Genomic DNA, 20,466 nt, shown 5'->3' with positions numbered 1-20,466 from the left:
TTTAGGTAAAATCGACTTACAATCTGAATCCGCGCTAGAAACAGACAGGTGGGGCAAGATGTCGTTCCGAAGCCGTTTGCATTTTCGGCATCATGCTCTGGTTCAGATATCGAAAACTGCTGATGACCAATGCACTACCATTAAAGTTCGTGAAAGGGAGTAGTGCATATATACTTGCGGCAGTTATGCGGTCTCTTCAGTTCCCGAAGGGAGTGGAGCTCTTTGGCAGAGACTATATCAGGGCGAAGCGAAGAAGAGTTCCAGGACCTTTTGAGAAGGCTGGAGCTGGCGCTGGAGGCGTCACAAATCGGCGTCTGGCAACATAACGTCAACGAGCAGGAGCTGCTCTGGGACCAGCAGATGCACAAGCTCTACGGAACAGGGCGCCACAACCGCCGGGTTTCCTCCGATGTCTGGTTTAAGGCGCTGCATCCGGAGGATCATGAAAGGGCGATCAACGACTTCCAGATCGCGCTCGAGGGGAAGGGTTTCTACAACTCGCAGTTCCGCATCATTTTGCCCAGCGGTGAGGTGCGCCATCTGCGTTCGCGCGCGCATTACTATGAAGATGCCGACGGCGGGCCTTCCTTCATCGGCGCCGAATGGGATGTAACCGCCGATGTTTTGCTCAATCGCGAGCTGACCAGCCAAAAGGCCATTGCGGAAGCCCGCGCCGTTGCGCTGGAGCAGAGCCGCGCGCGAATCGAGCATGCCGCCGACCACGATTATCTCACCGGCCTTCCGAACCGGCGCTATTTCGATCGGCGATTGGCTGAATTGCGCAACGACGCATCTATCGAGACATTGGCCGTGCTCCACATCGATCTCGTCGGGTTCAAGGAGATCAACGACAAATGGGGTCATGCGGCCGGAGACGCGACATTGCAGAGTGCTGCCGCGCGCATATCCGGAGCCATCACCGCCAACGATATAGTCGCGCGTATCGGCGGCGATGAATTCGTGGCTGTGCTGGTGAATGTCGGTAACGCCGAGAGGCTGGAGGCGATCGCGAATGATATTTTCCGGCGATTGCGACGCGAGGTGCGTTTCGGCAGTGAGATGCTGAGCATTGGCGCGTCCATCGGTGTGGCCATGAGCGAGGCCGGCGGCGCCGGCAATCTGCTGGCGGAATCCGATGTCGCCCTTTTCCAGGCCAAGAAGCTCGGTCGCAACCGGGTGGAGTTCTTCACGCCGAAGCTGCAGTCCGACCTGCAGGCGGAACGTCAACTGGCCGACGAATTGCGTTTGGCGCCGGTGCTGTGTCAGATCGAGCCTTTCTATCAGATTCAGGTGGATGCCCGCAGCCGCCGCATTGTCGGGCTGGAGGCGCTCGCCCGCTGGCGCCATCCGGAAAGGGGATTGTTGAGCCCGATCGCCTTCCTGAAGGTGGCCGATGAATACGGGCTCACCGCGGAGATCGATGCGGCCGTCCTGAAGCGCGCGCTTGCCGACCGGTCGGACTGGGTGTCGCAAGGTCTCTCGCCGCCGCGCATTGCCGTCAATATCTCCGGGCGCCGACTTGCGGATCCGGATCTTATCGAAGGGTTGAGGGCGCTCAAGATGCCCCGCAACGCCATCGCCTTCGAACTGGTCGAGACAATCTTTCTCGATGCTCCCGACGAGCGGGTGCTCGCCAATATCGCCGGCATCAAGGAGATGGGAATCGATATCGAGATCGATGATTTCGGCTCGGGACACGCGTCGCTGATCGGCCTGGTCGCGTTGAAGCCGAAGCGGTTGAAGATCGACCGGCAACTGGTGACGGCGGTGACGGTATCGGACGAGCGGCGCCGACTCGTCGGTTCCATCGTCGATATTGCGCGCGCCTTGAATGTCGAGGTCGTAGCCGAGGGGGTCGAGACCGAAGAACATGCGCGCATCCTGGCGGAAGTCGGCTGCGACGGACTGCAAGGCTATGCCATCGGCTATCCCGCTTCTGGAAGCGAGATTGCTGCGTTGCTGAAAGCGGCTCTTGTCGTGGACAAGAACCGATCCACGGCGGGCACGCGGGTTACTGGATCTGCAAGACGGCGATCAAGCCGTAGCTGATCAGGCCGAGCATCAGCAGCGATAGCGTCGCAGCGGCGATGACCCGACCTCCCGCATGCGCGACGGAGCGGATATTCACGGACAAGCCGAGCGCCGCCATGGCGATGACCGTCAGGATGCCCGAGACCACCTCCATTGGAGCAACCAGCGTATCCGGAATAAGGCCGAAGGAGCGCAGCGCCATCAGCCCGAGAAAGCCGCAGATGAACCAGGGAACAAGCGAATGATGGTGGCTGCCGCGGGCGTCGGCGCCAACGGCCTCAGCCTTGGTAATGATGCCGAACAGAAAGATCACGGGACCCAGCATCAGGACGCGGACAAGCTTGACGAGCGTGCCGGTCTGGATGGCGAGCAGACCGACGGGCGCGGTCGCGGCCAGTACCTGCGGCACCGCGTAGACGGTCAATCCGGCCAGAGTGCCGTATTGCGGTACGCTCATGCCGAGATGGAAATAGAAAAGCGGCAGCAGAAACACTGCCGCAATGCCAAGGACGGCGGTAAAGGCGAGTGCGGCTGCGATCTCCTGCGAATCCGCCTCGATCACGGGGGCCACGGCTACGATTGCCGAGTTGCCGCATATCGAATTGCCGCAGGCGATCAGCGTTGCCAGCCTCGGCGGCAGGCCAAGCGCGCGCCCGATGACGTAGGTGGCGGCGATCGACAAAATGACAACAATGGCGATGCCGGCGATCAGCCAGACGCCGGCGCCGCGAATGGCCGGGAGGCTGATGGAGGCGCCGAGAAGCACGATGGCGATTTCCAGCAGGGTCTTGGCGCTGAAATCGATGCCGGGCTTCATGGCCGGGTTCAGCGGCTTGAGAGTGCAGACGGCGATGCCGATCGCGATGGCAAGCACCAGGCTTTCGATCCATCGGCCTCCGAACAGGCCGATTTCGAGATGTTCGCCGGCATAGGCGAGAGAGGCGACGGCACAGGTGAGCGCGAGGCCGGGGAGGATCGTGTTTGCGCGTCGAGCAAGTGACATATCGTGCCGTCGTTCGTTTGGTATGCTTCGGTGACGGCAGGAAAGTCTCATCTGTCGATGTCGACATCCATCGAATATTATCCTATGTTTCATTCGATAAATTAGAATGATTTCCCATGACCTTCGAGCAGCTCGCAATTTTCGTCGCCGTCGCCGAGCGCGAACATCTGACTAACGCTGCCGAAGCCATCCATCTGACGCCTTCGGCCGTCAGCTCGGCGATCAAGAATCTCGAGGCCTATTACGGCGTGGAGCTGTTTCATCGCGTCGGCCGGCGGATCGAGCTGACGGAGACGGGACGGTCCTTCCTGGGTGAAGCCAAGGCGACGCTCGCCCGCGTGCGCTCGGCGGAACTCATGCTGTCCGAATTGGGTGGGCTGCAGCGCGGCCGGCTCAGCATCTATGCGAGCCAGACCATCGCCAGTTACTGGCTGCCGCCTCTGCTGATGCGGTTTCATCGCGACTATCCTGGCATCGAACTTGATCTGACGATCGGCAATACGCGAACCGTAACCGAAGCCGTTATCGACGGTGCGGCCGAGCTGGGCTTCATCGAAGGCGAAGTAGATGCGCCGGCGCTGTCGATGAAGATCGTCGCTCAGGATGCGCTCGTCATCGTTGTGCCGCCGCATCATCTCTGGGCCGATGGTCGGCGGTTGACCGCGGCCGACTTGGCCACCGGCACCTCCTGGGTGATGCGCGAGGAGGGCTCGGGCACGCGTTCGGAATTCGAGAATGCGGTCGCCAGGCTCGGTGCAAACCCGCGAGATCTCGACGTGGCGCTCGTCCTTCCCTCCAATGAGGCGGTGCTGTCCGCCGTCTGTGCCGGGGAAAGCGCTGCGGCTGTTTCCAGTGCTGCGGCAAGCGCCTATCTCGGACAGGGTTTGCTTGTTCAAGCAACCTTCGATCTGCCCGTCCGCAGCTTCCGGCTGCTGCGTCACAAGGAGCGTCATGCGAGCAAGGCGGCGCTGACGCTTGAGGCGATGTGCAAGGATTGAGGAGATTCAACGCATTCCGGAAGCGGATGCCGGCGATGCTGATAGCATCACTTTCAATCTATCGCCGCTCGGCCCGCTGCCGATTGGCGACCACGAGTTCGATGTTGTTGCGCTCCAGCATGGCGCGAATGTCTGATGGCGGCGTATCGTCGGTGACCAATTTGTCGAATGCTGACGGTTCGTTGAGGACAATGGGCGCGCTGCGTCCGAACTTGGCGCTGTCGGCGACGATGATGCAGTTTTCGGCGCGGCCGGCCGCTTCCCGGGAATATTCCGCCTCCTCCAAATCGTGCAGCATGAAGCCGGAGGTGGCGTTGATGGCACCCACCGACAGGATGGCATGGCGTATGTTGAAGCGGCGCAGGAAATTGGCGGCCTCCATGCCAAAGGCGCCGCCGTCATGCCCGCGCAGCTCACCGCCGGCGAAAAAGACGCGGTTGCCATTGCGAGTGGCAAGCGCGTGAGCGACCGCCACGGCATTGGTGACGACGAAGAGGTTCTGATGCTTCTGCAGCGCGACGGCGATGAAGGCGGTGGTCGAGCCGACATCGAGGAAGAGTGCGTCTCCATCCTCGATCATGGCGGCGACCGAAGCGGCGATCATCCGCTTGGCCTCCGCGTTCTCGTTCATGCGCAGATGCAGCGGCGGCTCGATCATCGAATCCTTGATGTGGACGCCGCCATGCACCTTGGTAACGAGCCCGTTGGCCTCCAGGCTGCGGATATTGCGGCGGATGGTTTCTTCGGAAACGCCGAGCCGTTCGGCCAGGAACTGGATGCGGCTCGCGCCGCCGGCCAGGCGCAGTTCCTCCAGAATCTCGCGTTCGCGATGATTGGAGTGAAGCGGTGGCTGGGATATGCCCGACATGGTTGCTGATCCTATTGAGGGTATTGATCCCGAAATGTGCCCGGCGTCCAGAATAACTGACCCTGTCGCCCCAGAGGCGCCAGTTCGCACAGCTTGATCCGATTGCCTCGCGCTTGAGTTTTTAAGACAAATCTCACCTATGGTGAAGCGCCGTATTCGCGATATCCATAGCTCATCCAATTCGAGTGGCCTCTCGAAACCAACAAAAAGCCAAATTCTCGTTTCATTTTGTGGGGTGCCCTTGACAGCTTCGCGTTTGTAAGGGACCTTTCTCATCCGAAGGATGCTCAGCAGTGGTACCGGAGGGGGAATGGCCGCGACGCCGGAAGACAGGATCCAGTCTCTGGGCATCTGGCACGGGGCGATCGAGATCGCCCCGCTGGCGGGCGGCATTACCAATCGCAACTATCTGGTCGGCAACGCAGGCCGGCGTTTCGTCGTCCGACTTGGGGCGGATATTCCCGTTCACCACATCAGCCGCGCCAATGAATTGGCGGCGAGCAGGGCTGCCCATGCGGCCGGTCTTTCGCCTGCTGTGATCCATCATGAACCCGGCATACTGGTGCTCGACTATATCGATGCGAGGCCGCTGTCGGCCGATGATATGAGAAATCCAGCCAGGATGAGCCGTGCCGTGCCGCTCGTCCGGTCCTGTCATCGCGACGTCGGCAAGTATTTTCGTGGGCAGGCGGCGATCTTCTGGGTCTTCCATGTGGTCAGGGACTATGCGGCCGTTCTCGAGGCCGGCGGTAGCCGGCATCGAGCGATGCTGCCTTCCTTTCTGGAGACGGCAGAGCGCCTCGAACGCGAAGCGGGTCCTTTCGAGATCGGTTTCGGCCACAATGATCTGCTGGCGGCGAATTTCCTCGACGACGGCAAGCGGCTGTGGTTGATCGATTGGGATTATGCGGGGTTCAACACGCCGCTGTTCGATCTGGGCGGCCTTGCCTCCAACAATGAATTCTCCGAGGCGCAGGAAGAGGCGATGCTGGAGGCCTATTTCGAGGCTCCCGTCAGCGGCGATCTGCGCCATCGTTATCAGGCGATGAAATGCGCCTCACTCCTGCGCGAGACGATGTGGAGCATGGTTTCGGAAATCCATTCCGACATCGATTTCGATTATTCTTCCTATACAGCTGAAAATCTCAGACGCTTCGAGAGCGCCTGGCAGGATTTTCGCCATTCTTGAGGTAATGTCATGAAGGAACTGCCAGCTACCGCAAAGACCGTCGTCATCGGCGGTGGCATCATCGGCTGCTCGACGGCCTACCATCTCGGCAAACTCGGCTTCACCGATACCGTGCTGCTGGAGCGCAAGAAGCTGACTTCGGGCACGACCTTCCATGCTGCCGGCCTCGTCGGCCAGCTGCGCACCAGCGCCAACATCACACAGATGCTCGGCTATTCCGTCGATCTCTACAAGAAGCTCGAGGCGGAGACGGGGCTTGCCACCGGCTGGAAGATGAATGGCGGCCTGCGCCTTGCCTGCAACGAGGAGCGTTGGACCGAGGTAAAGCGGCAGGCGACGACGGCGCAGTCCTTCGGCCTGCAGATGCACCTGCTGACGCCGCAGGAAGCGCTCAATCTCTGGCCGCTGATGGATGTCGACGATCTCGTCGGCGCCGCCTTCCTGCCGACGGACGGTCAGGCCAATCCTTCCGATATCACCCAGGCGCTGGCGAAAGGCGCCCGCATGAGCGGCGTGTCGATCTTCGAGGATACCGAAGTTCTCGATCTGGAGATCGACCAGGGCCGGATCCGTGCCGTCATCACCGAGAAAGGCCGTATCGAATGCGAGCGCGTCGTCGTCTGCGCCGGGCAATGGACGCGAACTTTTGCAAGCCGTTTTGGCGTCAATGTGCCGCTGGTCTCCGTCGAGCACCAATATCTCATCACCGAATCCTTCGGGGTGCCTTCCAACTTGCCGACGCTGCGTGATCCGGATCGGCTGACCTATTACAAGGAAGAGGTCGGCGGGCTGGTCATGGGCGGCTATGAGCCCAATCCCATTCCCTGGGCGCTCGATGGCATCCCGAAAGATTTCCATTACACCTTGCTCGACAGCAACTTCGACCACTTCGAGCAGATCATGGAGCAGGCGCTGGTGCGTGTGCCGGCGCTGCAGACGGCCGGCATCAAGCAGCTGCTTTGCGGGCCGGAGAGCTTTACGCCCGACGGCAATTTCATTCTCGGCGAGGCGCCGGAACTGAGGAATTTCTTCGTCGGCGCCGGCTTCAATGCCTTCGGCATCGCATCCGCCGGCGGGGCGGGCATGGCGCTCGCCGAATGGGTTGCCAAGGGCGAACCGCCCTACGATCTCTGGCCTGTCGATATCAGGCGCTTCGGCCGCCCGCATTTCGACACCGACTGGGTGCGCACCCGCACGCTGGAGGCCTATGGCAAGCATTACACCATGGCCTGGCCCTTCGAGGAGCATTCCAGCGGCCGGCCCTGCCGCAAGTCGCCGCTTTACGATCGGCTGAAGGCGCAGGGCGCCTGTTTCGGCGAAAAGCTCGGATGGGAACGGCCGAACTGGTTTGCCGATCTCTTTGCCGGCGAGGAGCCGAAGGACGAGTACACGTATGGACGGCAGAACTGGTTCGATGCCGTCGGCCGCGAACATAAGGCGGTGCGCGAAGCGGCCGTTATTTTCGATCAGACCTCCTTTGCGAAATTCGTGCTGAAGGGCAGGGATGCCGAGGCGGCGATCTCCTGGATTGCCGCCAACGATATCACCAAGCCCGCCGGTGCTTTGACCTACACCCAGATGCTGAATGATCGGGGTGGCATCGAGTGCGACGTTACCGTTGCCCGCATCGCCGAGAATGAATTCTACATCACGACAGGCACCGGCTTCGCCACTCATGATTTCGATTGGATCGCCCGCAACATTCCGCACGAGATGCATGCGGAGCTGGTGGATGTGACCTCCGCCTATTCCGTGCTGTCACTGATGGGGCCGAAGTCGCGCGAGATATTGCAGGCCGCGACCTCGGCGGATGTTTCGAACACCGCATTCCCCTTCGGCAAGGTGAAAACCGTCGGCATCGCCGGCTGCCCGGTACGGGCACTGCGCATCACCTATGTCGGCGAACTTGGCTATGAGCTGCATGTGCCCGTGGAATATGCCACTACGGTTTATGACGTGCTGATGGCGGCCGGCCGCGAATACGGGCTTATCAATGCCGGCTATCGCGCTATCGAGAGCTGCCGATTGGAGAAGGGTTATCGCGCCTGGGGCTCGGATATCGGGCCGGATCATACGCCGGTCGAAGCCGGGCTCGCCTGGGCAGTGAAGACGAAGAAGGACGTCGCATTTCGCGGCAGGGAGGCGATCGAGCGGCAGCTGGCCTCGGGCGTGAAGAAGATGCTCGCCTGCTTCGTGCCCGACGATCCCGAAATCGTGCTTCTCGGCCGCGAGACGATCTATCGCGACGGCCAGCGCGTCGGCTGGCTATCGAGTGGCGGCTATGGCTACACGATCGGCAAGGCGATCGGCTACGGCTATGTCCGCGATCCCGGCGGTGTGACCGAGGATTTCGTGCTTTCAGGGCGCTATGAGCTTGATGTCGCACAGAGCCGAGTGCCGTGTCGGGTGTCGCTGAAGCCGCTTTATGATCCGCAGATGGTGCGGATCAAGGGGTGATTGGGGACCGCGTGTATTAACTTGAAGACCATTTCGGTATGAGGCCTATCGCCTGCTCGGCAGATCCCAAGCCCGATAAAGGCCATTGAGCGCCTCCGCTGTGTGGCATTCCACTATCGGCAAATTGGCTTCCTGAAGAATTTTTGCGTATTTTGCGCCGCTGTTGCGTGTCTTCACGAGTATCCAGTGAATCATCTCCCATTTGACGCTGTCCTTGGCGCCTTCGAGATGGCCTGCTCGATCTGAGCGGTTGATCAGGGTCCGCTTGAGATAGCGGGAAAAGCGCAGCCAATGATTGGAGGTGATGAGGATGGCGCCGGTCGCGCGGGCCAAACGTTGTGGCATCAGGCGCGTATAATTGCCTTCCATGATCCATTGTTCGCCCAGAATCGCCGCGTCGTGAAGTGCTGCGAATTCTGCTTCAGGTCGCTGTTGCCAATCGGTATGGGGCAGATGATGGAGCTGATCGAGATGCACGGTCGGAAAGCCGAGCTTCTTGGAGAGTGCAACCGCCAAGGTTGACTTGCCAGCATTGGAGGGGCCGAGCACAACGATGCGCTCGCCAAGGGAATGCAAGGGAAGCATGAGACACCGGTCGGAAATTGGGATGGCTTCCATTGGCGGAAGCGAACCGCCTTGTCAACGCTTGCGTGTCCTGCTGCTACTATACGTCATTTACGAGACAAGCCCGGAGGCAGGCCACACCACCTCCAAAAACTGTGATCTCCCCACCGCGGCCCCCGCCATTTTCTTGACACGCCGGCTCTTTCATCCTCAATCGACATGCTGACAACAGACGGAGGCCCGAGACGATGGCTGAGGCGAACATCAAGCTTGAGGAGAGCTGGAAAGAGGCGCTGTCGCAGGAGTTCGAAAGCCCTTATATGCAGCAGCTCAAATCTTTTCTTGTCGAGGAAAAGCAGCGCGGCAAGGTGATCTTTCCCCGTGGCAGCGAATATTTCCGGGCGTTGGATCTGACGCCGCTTGACGAAGTGCAGGTGGTCATTCTCGGGCAGGACCCCTATCATGGTTTCGGCCAGGCGCATGGGCTCTGCTTCAGCGTGCGTCCCGGCGTGCGCATTCCGCCGTCGCTGGTCAATATCTACAAGGAACTGGAAACCGATCTCGGCATTCCGCCGGCCCGCCACGGTTTTCTGGAAAGCTGGGCAAAGCAGGGCGTACTCCTGCTCAACAGTGTGCTGACTGTCGAGGAATCGCAGGCCGCCTCGCATCAGGGCAAGGGCTGGGAGCGCTTCACCGACGCCGTCATCCGCAGGGTCAACGACGAATGCGACGGCGTCGTCTTCATGCTCTGGGGTTCCTATGCGCAGAAGAAAGCCGCCTTTGTCGACACCGATCGCCATCTGGTGCTGAAGGCAGCGCATCCTTCGCCGCTATCGGCCCATAACGGCTTTCTTGGCTGCCGGCATTTTTCCAAGGCCAATGCCTATCTGGTCGCGCATGGCCGGGATCCGATCGACTGGGCGCTGCCGAGCAATCCGGATGCTCAGTAAGGCGCTGCTTTCCGGATCGTAGCTTATGTCAGTGAACGATCAGAATTTATCGTTCACTCATAGAAGACAATCCGTTTGGCTATTCGGGGCTATCGAAACGCGGCCGACAAGACCATCTTCTGCCCATGAGAAACGCCTGCCGGTGCAGGCGAGACAAGGGGTTTAAGATGCTTAACCAGATCAAAGGTCTTCACCACGTTACCTCGATGGCGGAAGACGCCCGCACCAATAACAAGTTCTTCACCGATACGCTCGGCCTGCGCCGCGTCAAGAAGACCGTGAATTTCGACGCTCCCGATGTTTATCACCTCTACTATGGTGACGAGATCGGCACGCCCGGCACGATCATGACCTACTTCCCGTTTCCGAAGATGGCGCGCGGCCGCCCGGGCACCGGCGAAGTCGGCAATACGGTCTATTCCGTTCCCGAAGGTTCCATCGGCTACTGGACTGAACGGCTTGGCCAGCGCGGTGTCGAAGGCCTGAAAACCGACGAATCCTTCGGTCAGAAGCGCCTGCATTTTGCCGGCCCGGATGGCGATGGCTTCGCGCTTGTCGAGGTCAAGGACGACAAGCGTCTGCCATGGACTCATGGCGGCGTCGATGCCGAGCATGCCATCCGCGGTTTCCATTCCGTTGCCATGCGGCTCAGGGACGACGGCGCCACGGCCGAGCTCTTGAAATACATGGGCTACGAGGTGGTCGATACGCATGAAGGCATTAAGCGGCTTGCCATTCCCGGCGGCAATGGTGCCGACTATGTCGACCTCGAAACCATGCCGAACATCAATCGGGCGCTTCCGGGCGCCGGCTCCGTCCACCATGTCGCCTTTGCCGTCGAGAACCGCGCAAAGCAGCTCGAGGTGCGCAAGGCGCTGATGGATACGGGCTATCAGGTGACCCCCGTTATCGACCGCGATTACTTCTGGGCGATCTATTTCCGCACGCCGGGCGGCGTGCTGTTCGAAGTCGCCACCAACGAACCTGGCTTCAACCGCGATGAGGATACGGCCCATCTTGGCGAGGCGCTGAAACTGCCAGAACAACATGCGCATCTGCGTGGGCTGATCGAGCAGCATCTCGAACCGCTGGAAGGCTAATCCAGGAGAAAGATCATGACGGATACGACTTATGTGCACCGGCTGAAGGCCGGTGCACCCGGAAAGCCTATTTTCTTCACCTTCCATGGCACCGGCGGCGACGAGAACCAGTTTTTTGATTTCGCTGCTCGGCTGCTGCCTGACGCCACCATTGTCTCGCCGCGCGGCGATGTCTCGGAATATGGCGCGGCGCGCTTCTTTCGCCGCACAGGCGAGGGCATCTATGACATGGCCGATCTTGCCAGGGCGACGGAAAAGATGGCGAAGTATGTCTCGGAACTGGCGGCGGAATATGGCGCATCGCAGGTGCTTGGCCTCGGCTTTTCCAACGGCGCCAATATCCTCGCCAACGTCCTGATCGAGCATGGCGATCTGTTCGATGCGGCGGTGCTGATGCATCCGCTGATCCCCTTTCAGCCGAAGGACAATGCCAGGCTGGCGGGCAAGCGCGTGCTGATCACCGCGGGTGAGCGCGATCCGATCGCGCCGGCGCCGGTCACCAAGTCGCTCGCCGATTACTTTGCGCGGCAGGATGTGGAGGTCACCCTCGAATGGCATCCGGGCGGTCACGATATTCGCCCTAACGAGATCGAGGCCATCGGCAAATTCCTTATGCCCTATGCGTAAGCTCGAGAAATGACCAAGCCACGCGGCAGAAAGCTCCTGCCGCGTGGTCTGCTATTTGCCGATGAGGCGCAGCATCGCCCTCGCTTGCGAGGCGGCTGCGAGCTTTCCCTTCTCGTCAAGATAGTCCGTTCCGCAGAAGCGGTTGAGATTTGCGACATCCATGCTGTCAGGCAGAGCATGTTGTGATTCGGCAATGACCATGCGCCAGGCGCAGCCGAGCATCTTGTCGGGCTGGATCGCCTCGTCGCAGCCGGTGCTCAGGCACAGGGCGACATGCTTCTGCGCCCGATATCTGCCTGCGACGGCTTCCTCATAATCGGCCTTCCAGCTATCGCGCGTGTGTTCGCAGCGGCCGGGATTGCCGCTTTGGCTGCATTGCACCGTCTTGTCGACATAGGTTTGCGCCGGCGGCCAAAGCGGACCGTCGATGAGGCTGACGCAGCCGCAGGCAAACAAGGTGACTGACAGCAGGCGCAATTGATTCTCCTTCGGCGAAGCTGCCGGAACCGTAGAGCGATCGCAAATATGTGCAAGATCAATATGATCTCGCCAACAACAGAGCGAGATGACGGCCTTCGATGGTTCGCCGCAACTGGCGTGGCGTTCCTGCAACCATCGTCATCTTCCGGCATCAGCGACACGCTGCGACGCAAGCTTAGCTTGTAGGCCTCATGGCCACCCGCTAATGATCTGCCTCGACGGGGCAGGGGATTTCATCGTGACGCCGGGGGAACAGCAGCAATATAGGTTGGGTGTGGCTTATGTCGCGCTCTCGGCGCTTGCCTGGTCGACGTCCGGTCTCTTCGTGCGGGCGATCCACGCCGATCTCATGACCATTCTGTTCTGCCGCGGCATTGTCTCCGGGCTCGGCGTTTTCGCGCTGTTCTTCTATATCGAGCGCCGCAACGCCTTTCGCATCCTGCGCTCCATGGGTGGGCCTTCGCTGGCGGCAACGATCTTTTCCACCGCCTCAATGATCAGCGGCATCGGCTCGATCTATTATACGTCGGTCGCCGATGCCATGGTCATCTATGCGACCGTGCCCTTTGTCACCGCGGGCGTCGCTTTCCTTTTCATCCGCGAGCGTCCGAATTTGCGGACGCTGATTGCGAGCGGCATTGCCTTCATCGGCGTGCTCGTCATGCTTTCCGGCCATGTGAGCGATGCCGGCAGCTGGCTCGGCAAGGGGCTGGCCGCCATGATGACGCTGACCGTCGCCTGCCTTGCCGTCGTCATGCGCCAGCATCGCAACGTGCCGATGCTGCCGGCCATGGCCCTGTCCGCCTGGCTGTGCTCTTTCATCACCTTCTGGTTTGCCTCGCCGCTTTCCCTGTCGGGAGAGGATCTCGGGCTGATCATCGCCTTCGGCATTATCCAGAACGCCATGGGCCTCAGCCTCTATACCTTCGGCTCGCGGCTGGTTCCGGCGTCGGATGCCGCCCTGCTGACAGCGCTCGAAGTGCCGCTGACGCCCCTCTGGGTCTGGATGATCTTTGCCGAGCGCCCTTCGACGGCGACGCTCATCGGCGGGCCGATTGTGCTTGCAGCACTTTTCGGACATATCTTGTTGGAAGTGCGCCGAAATCGGGCTGATATTTCAGCGCAAGCGCATTGAACGGCTTGTCGGCATACAATCAAAATGCTGAAATCGGTCCGGTCCACTAGGAGTCGGTATCGATGAAAAAGGTATTCAATCCCCCATCCGTCCGCCGCCCTTTCGGCAATTACAATCATGGTCTGCTGGTGCCTCCGGGCGCCAGCCTGCTGGTCACATCCGGCCAGCTCGGCATCGGTCTCGACGACCGCATTCCGGCTGACGTTACCGCCCAGGCCGAGCTATGCTTCAAGGCGATCAATGCCATCCTGGATGAGGCCGGCATGAGCTTTGCCGACGTCATCCGCATTTCCGGCTTCGTGACCACGCGCGAGGATTTTCCCGCCTATATGGCCGTGCGTGACCGCTATGTCCAAAATCCTGCACCGGCCTCCACGCTGCTGATCGTCGGCGGGTTTACACGGTCCGAATTTCTGGTCGAGGTCGAAGTCACGGCGGCGAAGGTGATGTGATGACGACCGGTCATGCCGAGCATTCGGCCGATCCGTCGATGCCCCGCATTCTGGGCCTTTACGAGACGCATTTGACGGTTGCCGATCTTCAGCGCTCGATCGCTTTCTATCGCGACGTCCTGAAGCTGGAGGTCGGGACGGTCATCGAGAGCAGGAATGTCGCCTTCCTTTGGATCGACGATAAACGCATGGGTATGCTCGGCCTGTGGGAAACGGGCAGTTCCCCTCTCAAGATGCGCCTTCATATCGCGTTCAGAACCTCTCTTGCCGATGTACTCGGCTCCGCTGCAGCATTGAAGGCTCATGGCATTCAGCCGAAGGGTTTTAATGGAGAGCCGCTCGATGAGCCGGTCGTTGGCGGTTGGGTGCCGGCCGTGTCGCAGTATTTTTCGGATCCCGACGGGCATTCGATCGAATTCATCCATGTGCTTGAGGAGGCGGCGGATCCGGATTTCGGCGTAAAGCCCTACTCGCAGTGGCTATCGCGGCCAAAGCCGGCAGCTTGACCGACATCGGCCGAACCTCCCTTTCAACCGGCTTTTCGTCGGCATGTTTATGGTCTAAGCGAAGAGGAAACGAACTATGCCTCCGATACGGCCGGTTCCGGGCCACGGAGCGGATAGAAGACGAATATGACCCAGAATATCTACGACGATCCGGCCTTCTTTGAAGGCTATAGCCGCCTGCAGCGCTCGATCGACGGGTTGGAGGGCGCGGCGGAATGGCCTGCCATCCGTGCCTTGATGCCTGACATGAAAGGCCTCGACGTCGCCGATCTTGGTTGCGGTTTCGGGTGGTTCTGCCGGTGGGCTGTCGGGCAGGGGGCCGCCAGCGTGCTGGGCCTCGACGTTTCCGAGAAGATGCTGGCGCGGGCTCGCGCCGAGACGGCGGATGCATGCATTCGCTATGACCGGGCCGATCTGGAGAAACTTCAGCTTCCCGAGGCAGCCTTCGATCTCGTCTATAGTTCCCTGGCCTTCCACTATATCGAAGGCTTTGCACGCCTTCTGGCGACGATCCGTCAAGCGCTGAAGCCGGGCGGTCGGCTGATCTTTTCGATCGAGCATCCGATCTATATGGCGCCACGGCGGCCGGAATGGCTAGATGATGCCGAGGGTCACAAGGTCTGGCCGCTCAGCGCCTATCAGATCGAGGGGCCGCGGGTGACGAACTGGCTCGCCGAAGGCGTCGTCAAGCAGCATCGGACGATGGGCACGACATTGAACCTATTGATCAAATCGGGCTTCGCCATTGCGCATGTCGAGGAATGGTCGCCGAGCGATGAGGAGCTCGCCGTCCATCCGGATTGGGCAATCGAGCGCGAGCGGCCGATGTTTCTTCTGATTTCCACCCGAACCTGAAACCTGCTTCGGAATATCCTCACAGCTTCGGTTCCTGCCTTGGTTATTTTCCTTTGTTTATAGATTTTATGGGGAACTAATTGCTCGCGAAGAGCCGCTTCCGTAAAATGTCGTTTCTTGAGGCGCATCGATCCTCCAGATAGTATGAGTTATCCGGCGCGAGTTAGGGGACTGTGGGAATGAACATGAAAACCTCCGTGGCAATCGAGAGGGCGGTGCCCGTCGCCGATCCGGATATTGCGCGCGCCGATTTTCGTAACGCCATGGCACGGATGGCGGCAGCCGTGAACATCGTCACGACCGATGGCCCGGCCGGGCTTGCCGGCTTTGCGGCGACGGCGGTTTGCAGTGTCACCGACAGTCCTCCGACCTTGCTCGTCTGCCTGAACCGCGGCGCTTCCGTTCATCCCGCCGTCACGCAAAATGGCGTGCTCTGCGTCAACGTATTGTCGGAAGCGCATGAGGATCTGTCGCGTCTCTTCGGTGGCAAGACCCCGGTCGCCGAGCGTTTCGCAGCCGCTTCCTGGTCGGAATTGTCCACCGGTGCGCCGGTGCTCGAAGATGCTCTCGTATCGTTCGATTGCCGGATTGTGCGTCGGGCCGATGGCGGCACGCATGACATTCTGTTCTGCGAGGTCGATGCCATCCGCCAGCGCGATGGCGGACAGGGACTCATCTATTTCGACCGGGCCTATCATTCCGCCGGTCAGGCCGAGTAAGCCGGCCTTCTCATCGCTTCACGCCAGAAAGTCTTCGATGGCTTTCATAACGAGGCCAGGGCGTTCGCGATGCGGCGAATGTCCGATGTCCGGCAGGATATGGAGCGACCCACGTCTGGCCGCAATCCGGCGCGGATGGGCCTCGGAACCATACTCGTCACGGTCCCCGTGAATGGCAAGCACCGGGCAATGTAGCTTTTCAAGCGCAGGGTCGAGGCTCCACTCGGCGCGTTCGGGAGCAAGCCAGGTGTCGATCCATGCGTGCAGCACCCAATCGGTCTTGCTGCCGTGATATCTCGCAAGCCGGGCGAAGGTCTCGGCAGATCTGAATTCCTGCTGCGCGCTCCTGATGCCCTGCAGGGTTCTCTCCTCCACGAAAGCCTGAGCGGCGATAGTGATCACGGCCCGGCAGCGTTCGCCAAAGCGCGCTCCCGTTTCAACTGCCATGCCGCCGCCCACGCTATGCCCGCAGGCGACGAACTCTTGGATGGAGAACTGCTCGCATAGCAGCGGCACAGCCTGTCCGGCCTCCAGGGTCATGAAGTTCTGCTGCAAAACGTCGGTGCGGGCATCGGATCGACCGAAGCCCAACCGATCATAGGCGATCACCTGACGGCCGAGGGAATGAGCGAGCTGCTCGGGGAAATCTCTCCAGAGCGTGATGCATCCAAGGGAATCGTGAAAGAGGATGATCGGCGGCAGGGAGATCCCGGCATCCGGTGTCCACGATTTTGCATAGAGGCGCCCGGCGCCGCTCTCGATCCAATGTTCCGTTTCGACGATGCCTGTCATTTCGCTCAATAGTTTTCCTGATACCACTCGACGAAGCGCCGCACGCCTTCGTCGACTTCGATCTGCGGCTTGAAGCCTGTCAGCGCTATCAAGAGGTCCGGTACGGCATAGGTGTTGTGGACGTCTCCGGGCTGCATGGGCAGCATCTTGCGGATCGCCTTCTTGCCGAGCATCGTCTCGATGGTTTCGACGAAACTCATCAGGCCGACTGGCTGGCCGCCGCCGATATTGACGACGCGGAAGGGAGCGTTCTTCGACAGGGTGTCGATGACCGCATCCGATACCACGCGGTTTTCCTCCGACGGCACGACGCCGATGAGGCGCACGATGCCTTCGACGAGATCGTCGATATAGGTGAAATCGCGGCTCATCTTGCCTTCGCCGTAGATCTCGATCGGCCTGTCGTTCTTGATGGCATCGACGAACTTGAAGAGCGCCATGTCCGGACGGCCCCAGGGGCCATAGACCGTGAAGAAGCGGAAGGCTGTCGTGGGCACATGGAAGAGATGGGCGTAGCTATGTGCCATCAGCTCCATGCTCTTCTTGGTCGCCGCATAGATCGTCATCTGTTCGTCGGCCTTGTCGCTTTCGGCAAAGGGGATCTTTTCGTTGGCGCCATAGACTGACGAGGTGGAGGCAAGCAGCAGGTGCTTCGGCTGCAGGTTTCTTGCCAATTCCAGGATGTTGAACGAACCGACGAGATTGGAATCGACGTAGGAACGCGGATTTTCGAGGCTGTAGCGGACGCCTGCCTGCGCGGCGAGATGGACGATCACATCCGGCTCGGCGAGTTCGGCGGCGTGATCCAGCGCCGCCTTGTCCTCCAGCATGCCGGTGACGGCCTTGAAACCGTTGGAGCGTGCGAGGATGGCGGTTCGCTTCTCCTTGAGCCTAACGTCGTAATAGGGCGTCATGCCGTCGAAACCGACCACGAAATGCCCCTCGTCGAGCAGGCGCCTGGCGAGGTGGAATCCGATAAAGCCGGCGGTGCCGGTGATGAGATAGCGCATTGATCGGCCTTTGCTTAAAGCATTTCCAGGAAAAGTGCGTAGCGGTTTTCCGTTCGGAATGCGTAAACGCTCTAAAGTGTGGCGTCGTTCGAGGGTCTGCCGACGCTAGTATAGGCAAAGCCGTGCTTTGTGACCTCGTCATGGCGATAGATGTTTCTGAGGTCGACGAGGACCGGAGCCTTCATGACGGATTTGAGCCGGGCGAAATCCAGTGCGCGGAACTGGTTCCATTCCGTCACGATGACAAGCGCGTCGGCATCGCGTGCGGCGCTGTAGGCATCGTCCGCATAGGTGATGTTGTCGATCACCAGGCGGGCATTCTCCATGCCCTCGGGATCGTAGCCGGTCACCGTGGCGCCGGCATCCTGCAGTGTCTGGATGATCGAGATCGACGGGCTGTCTCGCATGTCGTCGGTATTCGGCTTGAAGGTCAGGCCGAGCACCGCGATCGCCTTGCCCCTGATATCGCCGCCCATGGCCGCGATCACCTTGCGGCCCATGGCGCGCTTGCGGTTGTCGTTGATCGACACGGTCGTTTCGATCAGGCGCACGGGGCTGTCGTAATCCTGCGCCGTCTTGGCGAGCGCCAGCGTATCCTTCGGGAAGCAGGAGCCGCCATAGCCTGGGCCGGCATGCAGGAATTTCGGGCCGATACGGCCGTCAAGCCCGATGCCGCGGGAGACTTCCTGCACATTGGCGCCGACCTTCTCGCAGAGATCGGCCATCTCGTTGATGAAGGTGATCTTCATAGCGAGGAAGGCATTGGCGGCGTATTTGATCAGTTCCGATGTGCGGCGGGAGGTAAAGAGCAACGGCGCCTGGTTGAGGTAGAGAGGCCGGTAGACTTCGGTCATGACGCCGCGGGCGCGCTCGTCGTTGAGGCCGATGACGATGCGGTCCGGTCGTTTGAAATCCTCGATCGCGGCACCCTCGCGCAGGAATTCCGGATTGGAGACGATGGCGACGTCGGCTTGCGGATTGGTTTCGCGCACGATGCGTTCGACCTCGTCGCCAGTGCCGACCGGTACGGTCGATTTGGTGACGATGACGGTGAAGCCTTTGACATGCTCGGCAATTTCGCGGGCGGCAGCATAAACGTAAGAGAGATCGGCATGGCCGTCGCCGCGCCTTGAAGGTGTTCCGACCGCGATGAAGACGACGTCGCTGTCGGCGACGCTGGTTTCGACGTCCGTGGTGAAGGAGAGGCGGCCGGCGCGGACATTGTCCGCAACGAGCTGCTCCAGGCCCGGTTCGAAGATCGGTATTTCGCCTCGCCGCAGTGCCTCGATCTTGCTTGCGTCCTTATCGACGCAAATGACGTCATGGCCGAAGTCGGCAAAGCAGACGCCGGACACCAGTCCCACATAACCCGAGCCGATCATCGTGATGCGCATGAAACTTCATTCCTTTTGCTGGCGCCGGATCCCATGAGAAAGCACGAAACCGGCATTGGCGATTGAATGTGCTTATACACAGGATCGCGAGGGACGCCTATATGCGACGACCCTGCCGGAGTAATTGCAATAGAAGTGTCACAAAAGGCGGTTTGTCTTGCTGTGGTTTCACTGGCGTTGTTCTTTGTGGTCGGCGTGAAACGAAGCCTTTGTAGTTCCAGCTTATCATTGCTGTCGCTTGTGATTGGCATCATGTTGCCGCATGATGAATTGGGCGCAATCGTTCCGTGGGGAGCGGCTGTATAATGGGCGGTTCGGGACTATTGCATGAAGTCGACTTTTGCCGTGCGTACAATGCGGGCTGGTGAGCTGGAGCTTGCTCTGGAATGGGCTCGGCAAGAGGGATGGAACCCCGGGGTCGATGATGCTCCCGCCTTTTGGGAAGCAGATCCATCCGGCTTTCTGGTCGGTGCGGTCGGAGAGGTGCCTGTCGGCTGCATCTCCGTCGTTCGATACGGCGAGGCTTTCGCGTTTCTCGGTCTTTACATTCTTCATCCGGAGCTTCGCGGCAGAGGATACGGCAAGCAGCTCTGGAACAAGGGCATGATGCTTGCGGGCAACCGCACGGTCGGATTGGACGGCGTCGTCGCGCAACAGGAAAATTATCGCCGCCACGGCTTCGAGACCGCGTACCGGACCCTGCGCTACGGCGGCATCCCAAAGGTGCCCGATGTGGAGGAGCAGCAGGCAAGGCAGGTGGTGCCGGTAATCGACGGCAAGCTTGACGGATTGGTGCACTACGATGCGGAAATCTTCCCCGGTCTGCGCCACTCCTTCATTCGTGCGTGGTGCGGTGCTCCGGAGAGGCGCGCATCCTTTATCGTAGGCGGCGGCAGCAGGGTTCGCGGCTATGGCACGATCCGGCGCTGTTTCGAGGGCTACAAGATCGGCCCGCTGTTCGCCAACAAGCCCGATGTGGCACTTGCCTTGCTGAGCAGGCTGCTTGCAAAGGCCAAGGGCGCGCCGGTCTATCTGGATGTGCCGGCGGAGAATGCTCACGCCATCAAGCTTGCGGAAGATTGCGGCCTGTCGCCGGTTTTCGAAACGGCTCGCATGTATCGCGGCAAGGCGCCGGAAATACCCCTCGATCGCATTTTTGGCGTGACCACGCTCGAGCTCGGTTAGCCACAATCTTCTTGTGCTAACCAGGAGCGGGAGCCGCCGATCTTCGATGGAAGAATAATCACGGCATCGGAGTATAACCGGTGCGATGGTCTTGGCAGAGCCCGGATATTTCCATGCCGTCGCGCGCAAGTCCGGTCTTTTATGAGGAGGG

20 protein-coding genes are annotated in these 20,466 nt (G+C 60.2%); 13 read left to right on the top strand and 7 right to left on the bottom strand.

The genetic code is table 11. The features are described from left to right. Positions 1 to 222 precede the first annotated feature (222 nt). Entirely contained in the window at positions 223 to 2,049 is a 1,827-nt protein-coding gene (locus DQ393_RS03880; RefSeq protein ID WP_112340488.1) for a bifunctional diguanylate cyclase/phosphodiesterase, read from the top strand. Here the strand turns inward: DQ393_RS03880 and DQ393_RS03875 are convergent. Continuing rightward, the gene (locus DQ393_RS03875) at positions 2,012 to 3,034 is read right to left on the bottom strand and encodes a YeiH family protein (RefSeq protein WP_112340487.1); all 1,023 of its coding nucleotides are present in this window, start codon (positions 3,032 to 3,034) and stop codon (positions 2,012 to 2,014) included. The two genes, DQ393_RS03880 and DQ393_RS03875, sit on opposite strands and share 38 nt — an antisense overlap. Positions 3,035 to 3,150: 116 nt before the next feature. On the opposite strand from DQ393_RS03875, the gene DQ393_RS03870 reads away from it, so the two are divergent. Further along, on the top strand, positions 3,151 to 4,032 hold the full coding sequence (locus tag DQ393_RS03870) for a LysR substrate-binding domain-containing protein (protein ID WP_112340486.1): 882 nt from the start codon (positions 3,151 to 3,153) through the stop codon (positions 4,030 to 4,032). A 58-nt stretch (positions 4,033 to 4,090) separates the two neighbouring features. Here DQ393_RS03870 and DQ393_RS03865 read toward each other — a convergent pair whose 3' ends face one another. Then, positions 4,091 to 4,900: a DeoR/GlpR family DNA-binding transcription regulator gene (locus DQ393_RS03865; protein ID WP_112340485.1), complete on the bottom strand. Its 810-nt coding sequence runs from the start codon at positions 4,898 to 4,900 to the stop codon at positions 4,091 to 4,093. A 310-nt stretch (positions 4,901 to 5,210) separates the two neighbouring features. On the opposite strand from DQ393_RS03865, the gene DQ393_RS03860 reads away from it, so the two are divergent. After that, positions 5,211 to 6,089: a choline/ethanolamine kinase family protein gene (locus DQ393_RS03860; RefSeq protein ID WP_112340484.1), complete on the top strand. Its 879-nt coding sequence runs from the start codon at positions 5,211 to 5,213 to the stop codon at positions 6,087 to 6,089. A gap of 9 nt (positions 6,090 to 6,098) precedes the next feature. Further along, positions 6,099 to 8,546: a GcvT family protein gene (locus DQ393_RS03855; RefSeq protein WP_112340483.1), complete on the top strand. Its 2,448-nt coding sequence runs from the start codon at positions 6,099 to 6,101 to the stop codon at positions 8,544 to 8,546. A 45-nt stretch (positions 8,547 to 8,591) separates the two neighbouring features. Here the strand turns inward: DQ393_RS03855 and DQ393_RS03850 are convergent, their stop codons facing one another. Continuing rightward, positions 8,592 to 9,023, bottom strand: a complete 432-nt coding sequence (locus DQ393_RS03850) for an AAA family ATPase (RefSeq protein WP_245430248.1) — start codon at positions 9,021 to 9,023, stop codon at positions 8,592 to 8,594. 335 nt (positions 9,024 to 9,358) lie between these two features. Here DQ393_RS03850 and ung point away from each other — a divergent pair, with 335 nt between their 5' ends. The 3 genes from ung (at position 9,359) to DQ393_RS03835 (ending at position 11,787) form a co-directional block, all read left to right on the top strand. Then, positions 9,359 to 10,060 carry a uracil-DNA glycosylase gene (gene ung, locus DQ393_RS03845; protein ID WP_112340481.1) on the top strand — a complete coding sequence of 234 codons (702 nt, stop codon included), beginning with the start codon at positions 9,359 to 9,361 and terminating at the stop codon, positions 10,058 to 10,060. 167 nt (positions 10,061 to 10,227) lie between these two features. After that, positions 10,228 to 11,160 (top strand): VOC family protein, encoded by a 933-nt coding sequence (locus DQ393_RS03840; protein WP_112340480.1) that lies wholly within the window; start codon positions 10,228 to 10,230, stop codon positions 11,158 to 11,160. 15 nt (positions 11,161 to 11,175) lie between these two features. After that, positions 11,176 to 11,787, top strand: a complete 612-nt coding sequence (locus tag DQ393_RS03835) for an alpha/beta hydrolase (protein WP_112340479.1) — start codon at positions 11,176 to 11,178, stop codon at positions 11,785 to 11,787. A 51-nt stretch (positions 11,788 to 11,838) separates the two neighbouring features. Here the strand turns inward: DQ393_RS03835 and DQ393_RS03830 are convergent, their stop codons facing one another. Then, the gene (locus DQ393_RS03830) at positions 11,839 to 12,264 is read right to left on the bottom strand and encodes a hypothetical protein (protein WP_112340478.1); all 426 of its coding nucleotides are present in this window, start codon (positions 12,262 to 12,264) and stop codon (positions 11,839 to 11,841) included. Positions 12,265 to 12,505: 241 nt separating this feature from the next. Here DQ393_RS03830 and DQ393_RS03825 point away from each other — a divergent pair, with 241 nt between their 5' ends. The 5 genes from DQ393_RS03825 to rutF all read left to right on the top strand — a co-directional run bounded on the left by DQ393_RS03825 (position 12,506) and on the right by rutF (position 15,934). After that, the gene (locus tag DQ393_RS03825; protein WP_112340570.1) at positions 12,506 to 13,402 is read left to right on the top strand and encodes a DMT family transporter; all 897 of its coding nucleotides are present in this window, start codon (positions 12,506 to 12,508) and stop codon (positions 13,400 to 13,402) included. Between the two features lie 62 nt (positions 13,403 to 13,464). After that, entirely contained in the window at positions 13,465 to 13,854 is a 390-nt protein-coding gene (locus DQ393_RS03820; RefSeq protein WP_112340477.1) for a RidA family protein, read from the top strand. After that, positions 13,854 to 14,360, top strand: a complete 507-nt coding sequence (locus DQ393_RS03815) for a VOC family protein (RefSeq protein WP_112340476.1) — start codon at positions 13,854 to 13,856, stop codon at positions 14,358 to 14,360. The genes DQ393_RS03820 and DQ393_RS03815 overlap by 1 nt, the downstream gene beginning before the upstream one ends. Before the next feature lie 126 nt (positions 14,361 to 14,486). Beyond that, on the top strand, positions 14,487 to 15,215 hold the full coding sequence (locus tag DQ393_RS03810) for a class I SAM-dependent methyltransferase (protein ID WP_112340475.1): 729 nt from the start codon (positions 14,487 to 14,489) through the stop codon (positions 15,213 to 15,215). A 179-nt stretch (positions 15,216 to 15,394) separates the two neighbouring features. Continuing rightward, positions 15,395 to 15,934, top strand: coding sequence for an NADH-dependent FMN reductase RutF (rutF, locus tag DQ393_RS03805; RefSeq protein WP_181592280.1), 540 nt, complete (start codon positions 15,395 to 15,397; stop codon positions 15,932 to 15,934). Between the two features lie 18 nt (positions 15,935 to 15,952). Here the strand turns inward: rutF and DQ393_RS03800 are convergent, their stop codons facing one another. The 3 genes from DQ393_RS03800 to DQ393_RS03790 form a co-directional block, all read right to left on the bottom strand. Beyond that, a complete protein-coding gene (locus tag DQ393_RS03800; protein ID WP_169645338.1) occupies positions 15,953 to 16,726 on the bottom strand; it encodes an alpha/beta fold hydrolase in 774 nt (257 codons plus the stop codon). 5 nt (positions 16,727 to 16,731) lie between these two features. Next, complete coding sequence (locus DQ393_RS03795; RefSeq protein WP_112340473.1) at positions 16,732 to 17,736, bottom strand: NAD-dependent epimerase; 1,005 nt, start codon at positions 17,734 to 17,736, stop codon at positions 16,732 to 16,734. Between the two features lie 71 nt (positions 17,737 to 17,807). Next, entirely contained in the window at positions 17,808 to 19,130 is a 1,323-nt protein-coding gene (locus tag DQ393_RS03790; RefSeq protein WP_112340472.1) for a UDP-glucose dehydrogenase family protein, read from the bottom strand. 327 nt (positions 19,131 to 19,457) lie between these two features. On the opposite strand from DQ393_RS03790, the gene DQ393_RS03785 reads away from it, so the two are divergent. Beyond that, positions 19,458 to 20,315: a GNAT family N-acetyltransferase gene (locus DQ393_RS03785; RefSeq protein WP_112340471.1), complete on the top strand. Its 858-nt coding sequence runs from the start codon at positions 19,458 to 19,460 to the stop codon at positions 20,313 to 20,315. The last annotated feature ends 151 nt before the right edge of the window (positions 20,316 to 20,466 follow it).

This window comes from Martinezella tropici (assembly GCF_003287875.1).
GTDB classification, from domain to species: Bacteria; Pseudomonadota; Alphaproteobacteria; order Rhizobiales; family Rhizobiaceae; genus Rhizobium; species Rhizobium tropici_C.
Note: the sequence above shows the minus strand (reverse complement) of the source record. Positions and strands in the feature narration are given on the sequence as shown.